The organism is Desulfomicrobium apsheronum (assembly GCF_900114115.1).
In the GTDB taxonomy this organism is placed as follows: Bacteria; Desulfobacterota; Desulfovibrionia; order Desulfovibrionales; family Desulfomicrobiaceae; genus Desulfomicrobium; species Desulfomicrobium apsheronum.
Genome location: NZ_FORX01000019.1, coordinates 79,046 through 97,440, shown reverse-complemented (window position 1 = coordinate 97,440; position 18,395 = coordinate 79,046). Strand labels below are relative to the sequence as shown.

10 protein-coding genes are annotated in these 18,395 nt (G+C 59.1%); 3 read left to right on the top strand and 7 right to left on the bottom strand.

The genetic code is table 11. The features are described 5' to 3' along the window. From BMZ40_RS15630 to BMZ40_RS15600, 7 genes are all read right to left on the bottom strand, one after another. Positions 1–1,806 (bottom strand): chemotaxis protein CheA (locus tag BMZ40_RS15630; RefSeq protein WP_092377945.1); only part of this gene is annotated, 1,806 nt, incomplete at its 3' end. Between the two features lie 21 nt (positions 1,807–1,827). Next, positions 1,828–2,190, bottom strand: a complete 363-nt coding sequence (locus BMZ40_RS15625; protein WP_092377942.1) for a response regulator — start codon at positions 2,188–2,190, stop codon at positions 1,828–1,830. Continuing rightward, on the bottom strand, positions 2,187–2,504 hold the full coding sequence (locus BMZ40_RS15620) for an STAS domain-containing protein (RefSeq protein ID WP_092377940.1): 318 nt from the start codon (positions 2,502–2,504) through the stop codon (positions 2,187–2,189). Before BMZ40_RS15620 ends, BMZ40_RS15625 begins: the two co-directional genes overlap by 4 nt. Before the next feature lie 15 nt (positions 2,505–2,519). Continuing rightward, positions 2,520–4,526, bottom strand: a complete 2,007-nt coding sequence (locus tag BMZ40_RS15615) for a methyl-accepting chemotaxis protein (RefSeq protein ID WP_143075661.1) — start codon at positions 4,524–4,526, stop codon at positions 2,520–2,522. Between the two features lie 62 nt (positions 4,527–4,588). After that, positions 4,589–5,074 carry a chemotaxis protein CheW gene (locus tag BMZ40_RS15610; RefSeq protein WP_092191653.1) on the bottom strand — a complete coding sequence of 162 codons (486 nt, stop codon included), beginning with the start codon at positions 5,072–5,074 and terminating at the stop codon, positions 4,589–4,591. Positions 5,075–5,093: 19 nt separating this feature from the next. Then, positions 5,094–7,127, bottom strand: a complete 2,034-nt coding sequence (locus BMZ40_RS15605; protein WP_092377932.1) for a methyl-accepting chemotaxis protein — start codon at positions 7,125–7,127, stop codon at positions 5,094–5,096. A gap of 154 nt (positions 7,128–7,281) precedes the next feature. Continuing rightward, positions 7,282–9,240, bottom strand: a complete 1,959-nt coding sequence (locus tag BMZ40_RS15600) for a PAS domain S-box protein (RefSeq protein ID WP_092377929.1) — start codon at positions 9,238–9,240, stop codon at positions 7,282–7,284. Positions 9,241–9,878: 638 nt separating this feature from the next. On the opposite strand from BMZ40_RS15600, the gene BMZ40_RS15595 reads away from it, so the two are divergent. The 3 genes from BMZ40_RS15595 to BMZ40_RS15585 are packed head-to-tail and all read left to right on the top strand — an operon-like array spanning position 9,879 to position 18,384. Next, positions 9,879–11,921: a response regulator gene (locus BMZ40_RS15595; RefSeq protein ID WP_177193220.1), complete on the top strand. Its 2,043-nt coding sequence runs from the start codon at positions 9,879–9,881 to the stop codon at positions 11,919–11,921. Between the two features lie 23 nt (positions 11,922–11,944). Next, the gene (locus tag BMZ40_RS15590; RefSeq protein WP_092377922.1) at positions 11,945–15,106 is read left to right on the top strand and encodes a PAS domain-containing protein; all 3,162 of its coding nucleotides are present in this window, start codon (positions 11,945–11,947) and stop codon (positions 15,104–15,106) included. After that, entirely contained in the window at positions 15,106–18,384 is a 3,279-nt protein-coding gene (locus BMZ40_RS15585) for a PAS domain S-box protein (protein WP_177193219.1), read from the top strand. Before BMZ40_RS15590 ends, BMZ40_RS15585 begins: the two co-directional genes overlap by 1 nt. The last annotated feature ends 11 nt before the right edge of the window (positions 18,385–18,395 follow it).

Genomic DNA, 18,395 nt, shown 5'->3' with positions numbered 1-18,395 from the left:
GCCGCGCAGGTTGATCAGATCGGCGCGGTCCTTGTCCTTGCGGATGAGCTCCACGCATTCTTCCACGGCGGACAGGGGCATGATGAAATAGCTGTTCTCGACCTGAACTTGCAAACCGTCGATGATGGCCAGGGTCAGGGGGATGCGCACGGAGATGGTCGTGCCTTGGCCGGGAACGCTCTCCAGGGAGATGCGGCCGCGCAGGGCGTCGATGTTGCGCTTGACCACGTCCATGCCCACGCCGCGCCCTGAAACGCTGGTGACCTTGTCGGCCGTGGAGAAGCCCGGCGCGAAGATGAGCATGAGCGCATCCTTGTCCGACATGAGCGTGTCCGCAGCGATGATGCCTTTTTCCACGGCCTTGGCCCGGATGCGTTCTGGGTCGATGCCCGCGCCGTCGTCGATGATGCGGATGAGCACCTCGCCTCCGGAGTGCTCGGCCGAAAGCTCTATCAGACCCTCGGGATTCTTGCCCCGGGCCAGGCGCTCCTCTGGGCTCTCGATGCCGTGGTCGATGCTGTTCCTGAGCAGGTGTACCAAGGGATCGTTCAGGCGTTCGATGACGGTCTTGTCCAGCTCGGTGTCCTCGCCGTGTGTTTCAAGCACGATGCGCTTGCCGAGTTCCTGGGAGAGGTCCCGGACCAGGCGTTTGAAGCGGCTGAAGGTCGACCCGATGGGCAACATGCGGATGCCGAGGGTATTGTCGCGCAGTTCGTCGGAGAGCCGCTCGATTTCTTCGGAAATGGCTTGCAGCCTTGCGTCGCTTTGTTCGCTGGCAAATTGGGTCAGTCGCGCCTGGGCCGTGACCAGTTCTCCGACCAGATCGACCAGAAAGTCCAGTTTCTGGGCCGGAACCCGGATGCTCGACGTCTGCGTCTCGGCGCTGGCCGTCTGGCGCAGGCGTTTGACCTCCTGCTGCTCGACCAATGCCGCCTCGACCTGACTGGCGCTGACCAGTCCCGCCTCGGACAGAAGCTGTCCGATGGGTTTGCGTTCGAGCAGGATGCGTTCCAGGGCGTCCTTGGTGATGTCGTTCTTCTCGACCAGGATCTGGCCGATGAGCTTGTAGGATTCCTCGTCGATGCCCTGGCAGCTTCCGACCATCTGGATGGTCAGGTCGCTGTCCTCCTCCACGAAGATGAAGACGTCGCGGATTTCGTCCTCGCTGCCGGAGGTGGTCAGGATAATGTCCCACCAGACCAGGCAATCCTCGGGATTGAGCTTGGGCAGGGCGGGGATGTCCTTTACGTGCATGATGACGTGGTGCTCGCCCATCTCGCACAGCTCTTCCAGAAGGGAGGCGGGATTGGTCCCGCTCATGAACAGGTTTTTGGGCGGGGCGAAGCGGATGCGCCAGGTGTTCATTTTTGAATTCGAGGCGCAGGTCGACGGGGCTTCCTTGCCCGCAGGGACGGCTTCGGATTCCTTCCGGCTTGGAGTCAGGGCCTTGAGCCCCTGGATGACTTCTGCGGCGCGCGCGCCAAGGCCCTGTTCCTCGCCTTCGAGCATGGACAGGATGTGGTCCCTGGCCAGCAAGGTGAGGTCGAGAAGCTCCTTGGACACGCTGATCTGGCCGTTGCGCGCCAGATCAAAGACCGTCTCCACCTCGTGGGTGAAGGATGCGATGTCCTCGAAACCGAACATCGCCCCGGAACCCTTGATGGTGTGCATGGCGCGGAAGACCCGGTTGATGACATCGTCATTGGCGGGATCTTCCTCAAGTTCGAGCAGTGAGGTTTCAAGCTCGCCCAAAAGTTCAAGGGCTTCTTCCTTAAATGCCTGACGGTTCAGTTCTTCTCTGGACATTTTCGCTCCGAGGGTGGCGTGTTAGCGCAGCAGTTTCTTGGCAACCGCCAGGAGCTGATCCGGTTTGAAAGGTTTGACGATCCAGCCGGTGGCTCCGGCCGCCTTGCCTTCCTCTTTGGTGGATGCCTGGGATTCCGTGGTCAGCATGACGATGGGCACGAATTTGTACTGAGGCGTGGCGCGCACGGCGCGGATGAGTTCGATGCCGTTCATGTTGGGCATGTTGAGATCGGTCACGATCATGTCCACCGGTCCGGACAGCTTGGCCAGGGCATCCTTGCCGTCGCAGGCCTCGATGACCGTGTACCCCGCGTCCTTCAAGGTCAGGCTGACCATCTGACGGACGCTGGCCGAGTCATCAACCGTCATTATGGTTTTGCTCATGGGTTATCCTCTGTGCGATTCGATATTTCCTTGATGAGACTGTCCGCCCCGAGGCTCGCCGCGTTTTCGAGCAGGTGGGGGGGCAGGCTTGTGAAGCTGATTGCCTTGTCCTGTTCCTTCAGGAGGGAACAGAGGATCTGGACAAAAGAGAGATCCGATTTTTCCGAATCACCCAGATCAAGGGTAATGACATCGGCCTTTGGCAAACGGGCCAGCAGCTCGGCGTGAATTTCCCTGGAATGTTCAAGAGTGAGACTGCCGGAAAGTTTTATGACCGGGTGTTCCGGGGGGCCCTGGACGGTGCATGAAAACATGAAAGGCTCCTGGTTTTAGAAAAGTTCCACATTGTCGCCGAGATCGTCTTCAGGCTCAGCCTTCTTGGCGGTAGCGGCTTTTGACGGTGGCTTTGCGTTCGCCGCCGTCGGCTGCGCGTCGAAAATTTCCACGTTGTCGTCGGTAAAAAGTTCGACATTGTCATCGCCGAAAAGTTCCACGTTGCCATCGTCGAAGAGTTCCACGTTGTCATCGGAAAAGAGTTCGACATTGTCGTCGCCAAAAAGTTCCACGTCATTGTCGTCGAACAGATCCACCTCGTCACCGTCGTGAGCGTCCCCGTGATGTCCGAGAACCGACAGGTGGACCAGACGTTCGCTGTCCATGGTGTATCGGGAAAGCTGTTCGCGCAGTTTCTCGGGCTGTCTGGCCGTGTCGAGTTCCGCCGAGAAGGGGGCGAATCTGTCTTTCAACACCGTGATTTCCTTTTCCAAACTCAATAATTGATCCGATACCAGTTCATGGAAATGGATGGAAGAGGTCACGGCGGTGATTTGTGAGACAAGTCCCGTCCCCAGATCCGAGAGATGCGCGATATTTGCCGCCAGTTCGGCGTCCAGGGTGGCCAGATGATCGAGCACGGTTTCAAAACGGGCCTGAATGTCGCCGACCATTTCGGACACGTCGGAAGTCCGGGCCAGGGTGGAGAGGCGGTCGGCCACGGTGGAAATATTGTTCAGGATTTCGGCCACGGTTCCCGTACGGGTACGGGCGTCCACGGAAAGGTTCTGGATTTCCATGGCGATGACCCCGAGGGTGCGGCCCTGATCGCCGGTGTGGGCCGCCTTGACCCGGGCGTTGAGCGCGATGAGTTCGATCTCTGCGCCGATGTCCTCGATGCCGTGCACGAAGGTGCTGACCGTGGAGATGGTTTCCGCCATGTGCGACATGGTTTTGGATGTCTCGGAGATGTGCCCGCTGGTGGTGCGCATGGCGTCCATGACGTCGCCGATGTGGTGACGGATGGCGTCGAGAATGGACATTCCGCCCTTGCGGTCCGCATAGGCCACGGCGGTGATCTTGCCGTGCAGGTCCTCTATGCCGAGTCCGATGGAGCGCAGATGGTCGATCAGTTCTTCCACGGCTCCGGAAAACATTTCCTGCGCCTGGCGCAGCTGCGGAGCCTGGAGCTTGAGGACATCCCGCACCCAGGCTCCAAGGCCAAGCTCATCGCCTTCTTTTTCCGGCGCGCCGATTTCCCGGACAGCCTGGTCCAGGATTTCCTCGACGTGCTCGACCTGCTGGCGGGTGATGTCGTGAAATTGCACCGAGGCGATGACCTGCCCCATGCTCTCGGTCACCTGGCGGGAGCCCTTGGCCAGATCCTGAACCAGGGCGGCCGAATGGTTGCGCATGTCCTCAAGTTCGGAAATTCCGGCAAAGAGTTCCGTGAACATGTCTTCGACGATGCGATTCTGCGAGGCGAGCTGCTTTTTGCTGCGCTCGCTGGCCGTCGCCACCTGGTTCATGAGCAGGTGCGAGTGTTCGCTGATTTTTTCCGTGTGTTCGTCGATGATGGTGCCCAGGGCCCTGACGTCGTCGGCCAGGGTGGTGAATCCGGCACCGGCGCTGCCCAGGCGGGCGCTCTCGATGCGCGTGGTGATTTCGAGCACCTTCAGGGTCTGAACCATGTTGAAAAATTGAGCCATGGCCTGGTCCAGGCCGCGGATGAGTCCGAGTACCTCGGACATGCCCTCCTGCTGCTCCGTGGAGGAGACGGAGGAAAACACGGCCTTGGCCTCGTCGGCCCGGGTTTGCAGTTCGCCGATTGCGGCGTGCAGGGCTCCCTCGCCGACGGAAGAGGCCATGGCCGAAGCCGTGGCCGAAAACGTGTTGGCCTGCGAGTTGATGCCGAAAATCGTGGCTCCAAGTCCGAGAAAATCCTCTTCTCTATCCTTGATGACACCGGCAAGGCGGGACAGAAGCATGGGCAGGCTGCTGGCGCATTCCTCCATCACGGACACAAGGCCCTTTAGAGGATGCGCTTTTTCGTCTTGGGGCATGGACCGGTCCTTGTTCGTGATGCGGGCCGGAGCTGATGTTCCGGCCCGCTTTGGTTCCAATTTTATGCTTCCAGTTCTTCCGTGCTGCGCAAGACCTGCAATTCTTCGGGTGAGAAGACCTTGCCGATATCGAGGATCATAATGAACTCCTCGTTCTGCTTGCCCATGCCCCGGATGAAGTCCGCCCTGATGGACGTGCCCATGCGCGGCGGCGGGTTGATCTGGTCGCTTGTCATTTCAAAGACTTCACGTACCGAATCGACTATCGCTCCCATGTAGCAGTTTTCGCCTTCGACTTCCACATCTACTATTATGATGCACGTGTTGACCGTGTCCTGGGCTTTGGGCATGTCGAACTTGATGCGCAGATCGACCACGGGCACGGCATGGCCGCGCAGGTTGATGACTCCGCGCATGTAGGGCGGCGTCTTGGGGATGCGGGTCACGGACACGAGTTCGATGACCTCGCGCACGGAACCCGTCTCCAGGGCAAAGACCTCCTCGCCGAGACCGAAGGTCAGGTACTGCAGGGTAGTGTTGTCACTCATGAGTCACCTCGACCTTTGGTTAGAAACGTTCGAATTCATCATCTTCTTCGTCGCGCCCCATATCGAGGGCCAAGCCGCTGGACGAACCCTTGGCGGCCAGGGCCTTGGGGGCCTTGCGCGCGGGCTGCGGCCTGCTGCTGCCACGGTGGGCGGCCTGCCGGGTGACGCGGGCCGCTGTGGCGCCCAGATGGAAGAAGGAGATGGAGGACTGCAACTGTTCGGCCTGGCTGGACAGTTCCTCGGATGTGGAGGCCATTTCCTCGGAGGCCGAAGCGTTCTGCTGAATGACCTGATCAAGCTGCTGCAGGGCCTTGTTGATCTGCTCGGCGCCGGCGTTCTGTTCGTTCGATGCGGCGGAGATCTCCTGCACCAGCTCGGCGGTGCGCTGAATGTCCGGGACGAGCTTGGTCAGCATCTGACCGGCCTGGTCGGCCACGCTCACGGTGGAGGAGGACAGCTCGCTGATCTCGGCCGCGGCCGTGCCGCTGCGTTCGGCCAGCTTTCTGACTTCCGCCGCGACCACGGCGAAACCCTTGCCATGTTCGCCGGCTCGGGCCGCTTCGATGGCGGCATTCAAAGCCAAGAGGTTGGTCTGGCGGGCGATTTCCTCGACGATGGAGATCTTTTCGGCGATGTTCTTCATGGCGCCCACGGCCTGGACCACGGCCTGGCCGCCGGCTTCGGCGTCCTGCGCGGCCTTCAGTGCGATCTTTTCGGTCTGGGAGGCGTTGTCGGCGTTCTGGCGAATGTTGGAACCCATTTCTTCCATGCTCGACGAAACCTCTTCAACTGAAGCGGCCTGCTCGGTGGCGCCCTGGGAGAGCTGTTCGGCGGAAGCGCTCAGCTCCTCGGAACCCGAGGCCACGTTGTCGGAGGCCGACTGCACCTCGGTCACGATCTCGCGCAGCTTGGCGACCATGTCGCGCAGCGCCTGGGCCAGGATGCCGACTTCGTCCTTCTGATCCACATCCAGCTTGGCGGTCAGGTCGCCCTGGGCCAGCTTGCGGGCAAATTCCACGCCCTGCTGCACGGGGCCGGTGATGCCCTTGGTCAGGAATATGGCGACGAAGATGCCGATGATGACACTGACGCTCAGGCCGCCGATCATGACCGTGGAAGCCGAGTTCAGGTTGACAACGGCCTCGTCGGCGATCTTTTGGGTGCCTTCCATGCCCGCCACGGCAGTATCTTGCGCGACGGCGAGTACATCCACGCCGGTTTTCGTACGGAGAGTGTTCAGGTCCGCAAGCTCTTTCCAGTGACCGCTCAGACTGGTCATGGCCGTCTTGTACTGCAAGGCCGCATCTTTTGTGGCTGCGATCTGCCTGAGGTTGGCCTCCAGTCTCGTGATCGCTTTGAGCTTGTCGAAAAATTCGTCCATTTTCGGGAAATTCTTGAGGGCGTCCTCGATAATCTTCGGATCCCGTTCCGCCTGGGCACGCCAGACCCTTATGCGGGTATCATTACCGAGGTCGATGATTTCGTTGATCCATGTGATCTTGTCGAGACGCTCGGCCAGCGCTTCGGGGGTGGCCCCTGTGGTGAATTCCCGCTTCATTGCCACGTTCTGGCTATCGAGAAAATCCACGCAGTTTTTCATGTAGGCGGCCGCGCCCTGGTCCAACGCCTTGCGGTCCGCATTCATCGCTTCGATCAGTTCGACGGTCTGGTCAGCCTGGGCGGCGTACGCGGAGACAACCGTCTTGGCCTGCACCACCTGTTCCTTGAGTTTGACCAGGGAGGGATAGGCCTGGGAATGCTTTTCAGCATCGCCCAAAACGCCCTGTACCGCGGCAAGCTGCTTGCGTCCTTCGTCCAGGAAAGACTGTTGTTCCGTGAAGGCATAGCCGCGCCATGCATACATGGTCAGCAATGAAGAGCGTTCCAGATTATTGGCGATGCCCACTTCAGGAACATATTCCTGGGCCAGCCTGATGGAGTCAGTTTCAACAGTTTTCATGTTGAATACGGCCAGACCACCCAAAGCGCATGCGATAAGAATCAGAACTCCGAAACCTCCGCCGATCTTGATCCCCAACTTGATGTTTTTCATTCCCCCCTCCTTGTGAGTGAAACGGCGAAAATTCGCCTGTGAGGCTGCGCCACGCTCCGAGTGGATGGACTTGAGCGCCTGAATAGAGCCAGGCCAATCTTGCTCTTCCTACGCGGATTTATTCATCAAAAGCCAGAAAAAATGAATCGGGAATTCATTTGAAGCCCTCCGTGAGCAGTTCGAGAGTCTTTCTGGCTTCGATATCCTCGACAAAAACATCGTAATGCAGAAGCTTGCCCTGGGAGTCGCGGACCACGCGGATGGTGCGCGACGTCCAGACAATGGCTCCGTCGGGGCGTCGGATGCGGCTTTCGAATCCGAAGATCTCGTCCTGCGTGCGGATCAACGCGCGCAGGCGTTCCCAATCTTCCTTGGACTCGAAAAGCTCGGACGCCGAGCGCACGGAATTCATCATCGCGCCGGGCGACGAGTAGCCGTACAATCGTGCATAACTGGGGTTCATGGACATAAAGCGGCCACGGGCGTCCAACGTGCACATGCCGATGGGCGCGCCCTGGTAGATGGTCTGATACTTGTCCTCGATTTCGGTCAGGGCCTGCTGGATCTGCCTCTTTGAAGTGATGTCGCGCACGAAGACGATGACTCCGGTAACCTGGCCGCTTTGCGCGTCCCTGATCGGATATGCGTTGAATTCGATGGCGCGCGCGGCGGTGGAGGACATGATCTCGAGTATTTCGAATTCGTTGCGGCCCGTGCGCAGGGTTCTGACCGCCGGACAGCGGGAACAGCATTCGCCCAGGCGATGGAAGGCTTCATGGCATTTCCTGCCCACGACCGGCATTTCCTCGGCATACCAGCGTGTCATGGTCGGGTTGGCGTAGCGCACGGTCATGTCCGGGGCGAGCACGCTGATGCCTTCCTCGATGCTCCCGAGCAGATTTTCCAGGAAAGCCTCGTTGGCGAGAATCTGTTCTTCGGCCGCCTTGCGTTCGCTCATGTCGTAGTGCGTGCCGATGATGCGCGTGGGCGTCCCGATGCTGCTCTTTTCCATGAGCTTGCCCCGGGAGTGGATCCATTTGTAGGAGCCGTCGCTGCAGCGCAGACGGTATTCGAAATCATAAAAATCCGTTTCACCCCGAAAGTGGGCCGAGAGCATGTTCAGGGCCGGAACCCGGTCTTCGGGATGCAGCAGGGCTTCCCACTGCGTGATGGTCGGATCGAGATCGCCATCCCTGTAGCCGAGCATCGTGTACCACGTGGGCGAGCATTGCAGCCTTCCGGAAGGGACATCGTAATCCCAGACAGCCTCCTGGGCCCCCTCAAGGGCGAATTTCCAGCGTTGTTCGCTGGCTTCCAGGGCCTGCTTGGCGTGCATGAGTTCCGTGACCTCGAACTGCATGTGCACGATCTGGGTGACGGCGTCATGGGCATCGAGCACCGGAGCGCTGCGCACCAGCCAGTGCTTGCCGTCCGGGGATCTGTAGGTTCCGTTTTGCACCGTGTGGGTCTTCATGGCCCGCCAGGCGGTGGAAAAAGCTCCGGATTCGGATTCGTTTCGCCCTGTTCCGGACGCGGCGGCGCTGCCTTTGTGAGCATGCTGATTGAGAAAATTCGCGGGGCTCTCGGTCACCGGAGAGTTCGACCACAGGATGCGGAACTGGGAGTCCAGAAGAGTCACCGAGACGTCCTGCAGGTTCTCAAGAATGGTGCGCTGCACCCGCTGCTGTTCGCGCAGCTGGGACTCAAGGACCTGGCGTTCCCGTATTTCGTCACGCAGCAGCCTGGTCAGTTCCTCAAGCTCGTTCTTGCGTTGGTCCTGGCGCATGGGCGCGGCATCCGAAGTGCTCGCGCCCTGCTTTTCGAGGGTCTCAAGGCTGCCGAGGAAGAGCAGGGGATTGGAGCGGATGAGCCCGGTGATGCGGTCGGACAATTTGCCGGACAGGGCCATGAGCAGGTCGGGATCCTCTCCCAGGAGCCGGGCCAGGGCGTGGATGCGCTCTTCGGTCAGGGGCGCGTTCTCGCCGCGTTCCAGCTTGCTCAGATAGGAATGATGGATGCCGATACGCTTGGCCACGCTTCGGATTGAATACCCCGAATGCTTGGCGGCGAGTGCTTTTCTGCGCTCGGTGAGATAACTTCCTAGTGCGCTCATGTGTCTATGATATGGTAGTCAGTTTTTTTGGTGCAAGCATTTTCTGTCGGACGCGCATAATATTTTTTCTGCGCTTAAAAATGAACGCTTGCAACAGAATCAAAATTCTTATGGACGCATGAGTGTCGGACGGATGGGAAAAAATGCGTCAACCCTTGGTTTGCCGGGCTATAATGTCCCGGAAGCTCGGTTCGTCCGTTGAATGGCCTTTGTCTCGAACGTGTTGCGTGCGTCCTAAAAAAATGTTGACCATAAAACAGTGGCTATTTCATACTCGCCATGTGAGTCCTCGAATTTTTAAGTCTGCTCGCGACCGCGGTCAAAAATGATGGTGCCGGATGACGTGCAGCGGAATAATTCCCAAAAGGCTCGCAGTTGGTTCAAATCGGAAGAAATTTTGGAGGGACTGTTGGAATTTGTTTGAAATCGTTCTTGCGCAAGGCATCGATATTATGTTTGAATAAAAGAATTATTGTCTACAGGCGGCGTTTGCTTGGACAGGATTCGTGGTGATTGCACAAGTTCATGCGCCGACGAGGAACCCAGGTAAGGAAGCAGGCCCAATGACGCGACGACAAATTTTCTATTTTTATTCAGCCATCGCTTTAACTTCAGTCCTTTTTTTTGGGCACTGCTATTTGAACATCCTTATGGACAATATCCGGCAAAGCGAGCGCCTGGCCCTGACCCACAGGATTTCACAGCAACTCAGCGCCATTCAGGCCGCGCTCCACAACGCCGAATCGCCGCTCTTCACCATGGCCGACATTCTGGCTGTCGATCGCGGGGAATTCGATGATTTCGAAAAGTATGCCGAACATCTGTTGCACGAAAATCCTTTTATCGGCGGCCTTTTTCTGGTCCCGGACGGCGTGGTCGCCACGGCCTATCCCCTGGCCGGAAACGAGGCCGCCATCGGTCACGACCTGCTCAAGGACCCGGCGCGCAAGACCGAGGTCCTTGAAGCCATAAACACCAATCAGGTGGTCCTGGCCGGGCCGGTGAACATGCGTCAGGGCGGAGTCGGGCTTTTTGCCCGCAAGCCCGTGTTCTGGAATGAAAACGGTGAGCGGCATTTCTGGGGGCTGGTCGTGGCCCTCATCCACTGGGAAACCGTGCTTGAGACCTTTGACTTCAAGTCCCTGGACTCGGACGGCTACTCCTACGCTCTTGCCCGCAAGCTGAGCACGGACAAGGACGCCACGCTCATTGTCCGGTCCGAGGCGGACATTGTCGAAGATCTTGCCCTGACGCGGGCACTGGCCATTCCGGGCGGGGAGTGGCTACTGACCGTCTCGCCCCGAAAAGATCGTCTCTGGGGCGTGGGCCTTGGTGGATACGTTCTTGTCGCCATGTTCGGAATGGTTGTCGCGGGGTTGTGTTTTCATCTCTTGCGCGGCCGGGAGAAAATCCTGATCCAGGCCGAAGAGCTTGGGCGCATGAACGCAGAAATGGAGCGCGACATCGCCCGGCGCGAAAAGGCCGAGGCGGATCTGCTCAAGGCCAAGGATGACGCCCTGTCGGCCACAAAGGCCAAATCGCAGTTCCTGGCGACCATGAGCCATGAGATCCGCACCCCCATGAACGGGGTGCACGGGATGCTGCAATTGCTCGAAGGCACGAAGCTGGACGCGGAGCAAGAGGAGTATGTCCAGATTGGTTCCACGGCCCTGCAGAGTCTTTTGACCCTCATCAACGATATCCTGGATTTTTCCAAGATCGAGGCCGGAAAGCTCGAAATCGCCCGGACTCCTTTTGCGCTGGATGAACTCTGCCGCTCCATTCCGGCCATTTTCAAGGAACAGAGCCTGGCCAGAAACCTTGAACTTTCCATCGAAATGGCGTCGGATGTCCCGCACATGGTTGAGGGCGATCCGAGCCGTATTCGGCAGGTGCTGCTCAACGTTGTCGGCAATGCGGTCAAGTTCACGCGCGAGGGCGGCGTCTCGATCAGGATATCCGCGACCAAGGAAGGACTTCCTCCCGATGCGGCGCGACTTGATTTCGAGATCGCGGACACCGGGATCGGTATCGGCGCGGAACAGTTGCCGAAACTTTTCAAGCCATTCATCCAGGGCGGGGAAGGGCTGGTTCGCACCTGCCAGGGCACGGGTCTGGGGCTGACCATCGTCAAACGCCTGGTGCATCTCATGGGCGGAGATGTCGAGATTGAAAGTTCCCTGGGCAAGGGAACAACGGTGCGATTTCATGTGCTGGTCCATGTGCCGCCGAAGGCTCTGGAGCAGACCGGAGGCGAAGTTCGAAACAGCGGGGGTAGGGCGCGCGGGGCGGAGCGGAATCTGAGTATCCTGCTGGCCGAGGACGACGTGACGAACATGGCCATGCTGACCCGCCTGCTGGAAAAGCTCGGTTGCGAGGTCACCCAGGCCGTCAACGGTCTGGAAGCGGTGCGGATTCTGGAAAGCGAGGACCCGGATATTGTCCTCATGGACATCCAGATGCCGCTCATGGACGGCGTCGAGGCGACCCAGCGCATTCGGGCGAACCGGTCCCTTGGCAAAAAGTCCCGGATCCCGATCATCGCCGTGACCGCTTTCGCCATGACCGGAGACAGGGAGCGTTTTCTGGACGCGGGCATGGACGACTACATCCCGAAACCCGTGAACATGAATGCGCTTCTCGAAGCCATGGACAGGGTGTCGGAATTCAAGAGGATGTGAAAACACCCTTTTTGGGGGATGAAATGAATGTTTCAAGGTCGAACGACAACGCATTCACCCGGATGGGGCGGGGCGTTTCGCGACGTTTTCTTCCTCTGCTGCTGTTTTGCCTCTTCCCGCTTTTTTCCTGGGCGGCGGGAGAGCGGGTACTTTTCATAAGTTCCTATCATCCCGGTTTTCCTACCTTCTTTCAGCAAGTCGAGGGCCTGCGCTCGGAAGTTGAACCGGCGGGCATCACCCTTGATGTCGAATTCATGGATACCAAGCGATTTTCCGGGACCGGCTACGAGGCGCTCTTTTTGGAACAGCTGCGTTTCAAGCTGGCCAAAATCCCTGCCTACGACGCCTTCATCGTCGCCGATGACGCGGCCTTGCGCTTCGCCCTGGACCATCGTCAGGAGCTGTTCGCGGGGCGGCCCTTGATCTTTTGCGGTGTCAACAACCAGGAGTTGGCCCACGAATTGAGCGGCACTCCGGACATCACCGGCGTCATCGAATCCATTTCAATGCGCGAGACCCTTGAAGCCTTGTGGCGGCTTAGGCCCGGACTGAAAACCGTCCACGCGCTGGTCGACGGGGAACCGGGCGGTCAGGGAGACCTGCGCACCTACCTGGAGCAGCGCGAGTTCTTTGCCGGAAAAAACCTTCAGGTTCTCGGTCTTTACGACATGACCTGGAACGAGCTTCAGGGCAGGCTATCCGTCCTGGGGCCGGACGAGGCCATCCTGCTCCTGTCGGCATATCGCGACCGGGATCAGGTTTCCAGATCGTTTGAAGACGCCCTGGAATTCATTCTCAAACACGCGAATGTCCCGGTGCTGCATCTATGGGAACATGGCCTCGGGCAGGGAATTCTCGGCGGCAGAATCATCTCGCACCGGGAGCAGGGACGCATCGCGGGACAACTGACCCTGAAGATACTGGCGGGAACGCCAGCCCATTTGATACCGGTGGTCGAGGGCAGCGAGGCCAACCGTTATGTCTTTGACCATGCGGTTCTGACCCGTTTCGGCATCAGGGAATCCTTGCTGCCTCGGGGCAGTGAAGTCCGGGGCAAGCCTGTCTCGATTTTTTCCCAATACGGTGCGGAAATTCTTGTCGCCATCGTGGTCCTGGGCGTGCAGATGATTCTGGTGGGGGCCCTGATCAACCACATATCCAGGTTGCGCCGCGCCCAGGCCCGGATCAAGGACAGCGAGATGCGCTACAGGGCGCTCTTCGATGCCAACTCCGATGGCATCCTGGCCGCCGATGTCGCGACCCGTCGTTTTGTTTTCGCCAATCCCGCCGTGTGCCGGATGTTCGGGTATTCCGAGGAGGATTTTCAAACGTTATCAGTGGACGATATCCACCCGCCGGAATGTCTTGAAGAGGTGATGGACAATTTCCGCGCACAGGCCTCCGGGCAAAAAGACACTGCGGAAGAACTGCCCTGTCTGCGCCGGGACAGGAGCGTTTTTTCGGCGGATATCCGCAGTTTTCTGCTCGATTTCCATGGAACCGCCTGCGCCGTGGGCCTGTTTCGCGACGTGACCGAACGCAGCCGGATTCTTGATACCCTGCGTCAGACCCAGGAGCGCCTGTCCCTGGCCATCGCCGGCAGCAACGATGGAATTTGGGATTGGGACCGGGTGTCCGACCAGGTCTACTTTTCGCCGCGCTGGAAGGAGATCATCGGGTACGAAGACCATGAGCTGACCAATGATCTGGAGGAATGGCGGAGCAGGATTCATCCCGAGGACAGGGAGCGAGTGCTGTCCGTGAACAATCAGTTCTTCACCAGTGGCGCGTCCCACTTCGTCATTGAATACAGACTGCTGCATAAGGACGGGGCCTATAGGTGGATCATGGGGCGCGGGACCTGCCTGCGCGACAAGGACGGCGTGCCTTACCGCATGGCCGGTTCACACGCGGACATCACCGAACGCAAGGCCATGGAACTCGAACTTGTGAACGTACGCGACGCGGCCCTGGCCGCAAGTGTGGCCAAGAGCGCCTTTCTGGCCAACATGAGCCACGAGATCCGCACGCCGCTCAACGGCATGATGGGCATGCTGCAGCTGCTGGACAGTTCCTCCCTGAGCGGAGAGCAGAAGGATTACGTGCGCATGGCCGAGCTTTCCGGCCGGCGTCTGACCGCTCTTCTGTCCGACATCCTTGACATTTCCCGGATCGAGGCCGGCAAACTGGTGCTCACGGAACGCGCTTTTGACCTTGAAGAGATGCGTGCTTCCATTATAACCCTTTTTTCTCTCCCCGCGCGGAAGAAGGGCATAAGTTTGGATGTCGAACTGGCCCCGGATCTTCCTTCAAGCTTGGTGGGGGATGATCTGCGGCTGCGGCAGATCCTTTTCAACCTGGTCGGGAATGCGATCAAGTTCACCGGCGAAGGTTTTGTGCACACGCAGATCAGTTTGCTGTCCTGCCTGCCGGATAACGGATGTCGGCTTCTTTTTTGCGTCAGTGACAGCGGCGAGGGCATAAGCGACGAACTTCTGCCCACCATTTTCGAGCCTTTCGTGCAGGGCGAGGGGTCCTATGTGCGTTGCCATCAGGGGGCGGGTCTTGGCCTGGCCATTGTCGGGCGACTCATGCACATGATGGGCGGGGCGCTGGCCATCGACAGTTCGGACTCGGGTTCGACGATATGTTTTTCCATGAATTTCAGGATTCCGGAAGACGCGAAGAAAACAGACGTCAAGCGCGTTCGGCCTGAAGAATCCGGGCGCCGGAACCTGTCCATTCTGCTGGCCGAGGACGACCCGGTGAACATGTTCGCCGCCCAGCGCATCCTGGCCAAGGCGGGACATGCCGTCACCCCGGCCTCGGACGGCGGTCAGGCCCTTGAATTGCTGCGTGGAGCGGAATTTGACCTGATCCTCATGGATGTTCAGATGCCGGTCATGGATGGTCTGGAAGCCACGGCGGCGATTCGTGCCGACAAGACCATCGGGGACAAATCCCGCATCCCCATCGTGGCCATGACCGCTTATGCCATGAGCGGCGACCAGGAGAGATTTCTGGCCGGAGGCATGGATGGCTACATCGCCAAGCCTCTGGACAGCACGACTCTCCATGAAACCATTTTTCGTGTCGTTTCCCGCAAAAATGAAAAACAAAAAGCATTGGGTGCCGACGTCCTCACCGGAAGCGATGCTCGGGCCACCGATCCCACGGAAGCATGATGTCCACAAAAGAAAAAATTGAAGTGACCAGACCGGAGCAGGGTCGAAAATTCGCCGAACCGGCGGGTGAGCTCGAAACGCTGCGTCGCCGGGTGGCAGAACTGGAAGGCAGGGCCGACGCGGCGGCGCGGGCCGAGGAGACGCTGGCGCGTCAGGACGCTTTGATGCAGGCCATTCTTCGCAATCTTCCTTTTGATTTCTGGGCCCGGGATCTCGATGGAAAGATCATCATGCAAAGCGATGCTTCCGTGCGCCTCTGGGGAGATCTGGCCGCGAGCCGTGTCGAGGAGACCGATATCCCCGATACAATCCGGAACACATGGCAGGACATCAATGCCCGGGTCTATGCCGGTGAAGTGGTGGAGGGCGAAAAGAAATATGTTCTCCCCTCCGGCGAGACGCGCTTCTATCGCGACATAGTCGCGCCGATTCGCATGGGCGACGGGTTGCTCGGGATTCTGGGAACCAATGTCGACATAACGGAGCAGGTTCGAAGCATCCGCGCCCTGCACGCCAGCCAGGCCAACCTGGCTTCGCTGCTCGATTCCATCGATGAATCCGCCGCGCTTCTGGAGCTGGACGGCAAGGTCATAACGGTCAACCGAACCTTTGCCAGCCGTGTCGGCAAGACGGTGGAAGAGTGCCTGGGTCGTTCCGTCTACGAATTTATTCCCACCGAGGTGGCCCTGTCACGCAAACGCATGGTCGAGGATCTGATGCGCAACGCGCAGCCCCTGGTCTTCGAGGACGAGCGGCAGGGACTTTGGATGCGGCACAGCCTGAGTCCGGTGCTCGCGCCGGACGGGTCGGTGGCGGCCATAGCCACCTTCGCGGTGGACATAACCGAGCGCAAGCGGCGCGAGAACCTGCTCGTCGCGCGTCAGCGGATTGTCGAGTACGCCATCAATCATTCCCTGAGCGATCTGCTGCGCATGGCCCTTGACGAGACCGAGAACCTGACCGGCAGCACCTTGAGTTTTCTGCATTTCTTGAACGAGGATCAGGGAATTCTGTCCATGCAGGCCTGGTCCACAAAGACCCTGCAAACCGGTTTTTCGATCCCGCGCGACAATCTGGATCTGGAAATAACGCAATCCCGAATCTGGTCGGAATGCCTGCGCACCCGCAATGCCGTCATCCTGAACGATCAGACCATGCTCGATCACGGAAAGGGCCTGCCAGAGGGGCATCCCCGCCTGATCCGCCTGGTGCTTCTGCCCATTGTGCGCGCCAGGAAAATCGTGGCCATTCTGGCGGTGGCCAACAAGGAAACAGATTACACCGATGAAGATGTGCAGGTCCTCATCGAGCTTGGCAATCTGCTGTGGGACATTCTGGAATACAAGCGCGCCCAGGAAGAGCTGGCCAAGAGCGAAGCCCTGCTCAACATGGTCCAGCGTCTGAGCGGGATGGGCGGATGGCTGTGGGATGTCCGGCAGAACAGCATGATCTGGACCCGGGAACTCTACCGTCTGCACGGATTCACTCCTGATCAGGTCGAGCCGGGATCTCCCGAGCATATCCGGCTCAGCCTGGCCTGCTATGAGCCCGATGACAGAGACAGGATACTCGCCGCTTTCGACAACAGCGTCGAACATGGCGCTCCTTTCGATCTGGAGATGCCCTTCGTTTCGGCCACTGGAAAACGGATGCGGATTCGCACCAGGGCGGAGGCGATCCGGGAAGGTGGGCAGGTGTCCAAGGTGCTCGGCATCTTCGAGGATGTCACCGAACGCAGGATTCTCGAACAGCGTTACGAAACTCTTTTTTGGCACATGCTGGATGGTTTTGCCCTGCACGAGATCATCCTCGACGCCGAAGGGCGCCCTGTGGATTACCGTTTTCTGGAGGTCAATCCGGCCTTTGAACGGCACACCGGCCTCATGGCTTCGGACATCAAGGGCAGAACGGCGCGGGAAGTCATGCCCGCCATCGAGCAGGTCTGGATCGACACGTACGGACGGGTCGCCCTGACGGGTGAACCGTTGCTGTTCGAGGAATACGCGGCTGCCCAGGACAAGTATTTTCACGTAACCGCCTTCCGCCCTGCACCCATGCAGTTCGCCTGCATTTTCTCCGATGTCTCGGAACGCAAGCGTCACGAGCGGGATCTACGCCAGGCCAAGGAAGCCGCCGAAGCCGCCAACGTGGCCAAATCGGAATTTCTGGCCAACATGAGCCATGAGATCCGCACACCGCTGAACGGCATCGTGGGCATCCTGCAACTGCTTGACTCCATGGAACTTTCCGAAGAACATAAGAAACTTGTCGAACTGGCCGGGACCTCGGCCGATCGCCTGAACGGTCTTTTGTCGGACATCCTGGATCTGGCCAGGATCGAGTCCGGTAAATTGACCATCGAGCGCCTGCCTTTCGATCCCGAGGAGCTGCGGGCATCCACGCTGGGACTTTTTACCCCGACCTCCCGGAGCAAGGGACTGCGGCTTGAGTTTGCCCTCGATCCGGCTCTGCCCACCATGGTTGTCGGGGACGAATCCAGGCTGCGGCAAGTGCTTTTCAATCTGGTGGGCAACTCCATCAAGTTCACCCGGACAGGTTTCGTGCGCGTCGATGTCAGCCCCGTGCCGGGTTGCACGTCATCCATGGTTCTCTTTTGCGTCAGCGATTCCGGACCGGGCATTCCCGACCATCAGCTAAATGAAATCTTTTCTCCATTCGTGCAGGGTGAGGATTCCTACGTGCGCAACCATCAGGGCGCCGGGCTGGGCCTTGCCATCGTCAAGCGCATCGTGACCCTGATGGGCGGCTCTCTTTGCGTGGACAGCTCGGAAAAGGGCACCGTCATGTGCTTCTCCATCGTCATGCCCGAGGTCTGCGATGCAAGGACGCCCAGTGTTCACAAGGCGACTTCCGCACCGGGCGCCCGTAGGCTCAACATTCTTCTCGTCGAGGATGATGCCGTGAGCATGTTCGCGGTCCGGCGCGTGCTCGAAAAGGCAGGACACATGGTCACCGGAGTCGGCGACGGCAGCGAAGTCGTGCCGACCCTCAGGGAGGGTGACTTCGATCTTGTCATCATGGACGTGCAACTGCCGATCCTGGACGGCTTGCAGGCCACGGTCCAGGTGCGCGGTGATGCTTCCCTCGGGGACAAATCCCGCATCCCCATCGTGGCCATGACGGCTTACGCCATGAGCGGCGATCGGGAAAAATTTTTGAGCGCGGGAATGGACGACTATATCGCCAAGCCCATCAATGCCACGGAGCTGCTTGCCATGCTTGACAGGCTTGGAGCCTTTTCGACGGGAAAATCATGAATCAACACTGT

Bases quoted from the DNA above. Each gene is read 5' to 3' on its own strand.
- BMZ40_RS15620 (WP_092377940.1), bottom strand. From the start codon at position 2,504: ATGTTTTCATGCACCGTCCAGGGCCCCCCGGAACACCCGGTCATAAAA.
- BMZ40_RS15605 (WP_092377932.1), bottom strand. From the start codon at position 7,127: ATGAAAAACATCAAGTTGGGGATCAAGATCGGCGGAGGTTTCGGAGTT.
- BMZ40_RS15625 (WP_092377942.1), bottom strand. From the start codon at position 2,190: ATGAGCAAAACCATAATGACGGTTGATGACTCGGCCAGCGTCCGTCAG.
- BMZ40_RS15590 (WP_092377922.1), top strand. From the start codon at position 11,945: ATGAATGTTTCAAGGTCGAACGACAACGCATTCACCCGGATGGGGCGG.
- BMZ40_RS15610 (WP_092191653.1), bottom strand. From the start codon at position 5,074: ATGAGTGACAACACTACCCTGCAGTACCTGACCTTCGGTCTCGGCGAG.
- BMZ40_RS15615 (WP_143075661.1), bottom strand. From the start codon at position 4,526: ATGCCCCAAGACGAAAAAGCGCATCCTCTAAAGGGCCTTGTGTCCGTG.
- BMZ40_RS15585 (WP_177193219.1), top strand. From the start codon at position 15,106: ATGTCCACAAAAGAAAAAATTGAAGTGACCAGACCGGAGCAGGGTCGA.
- BMZ40_RS15600 (WP_092377929.1), bottom strand. From the start codon at position 9,240: ATGAGCGCACTAGGAAGTTATCTCACCGAGCGCAGAAAAGCACTCGCC.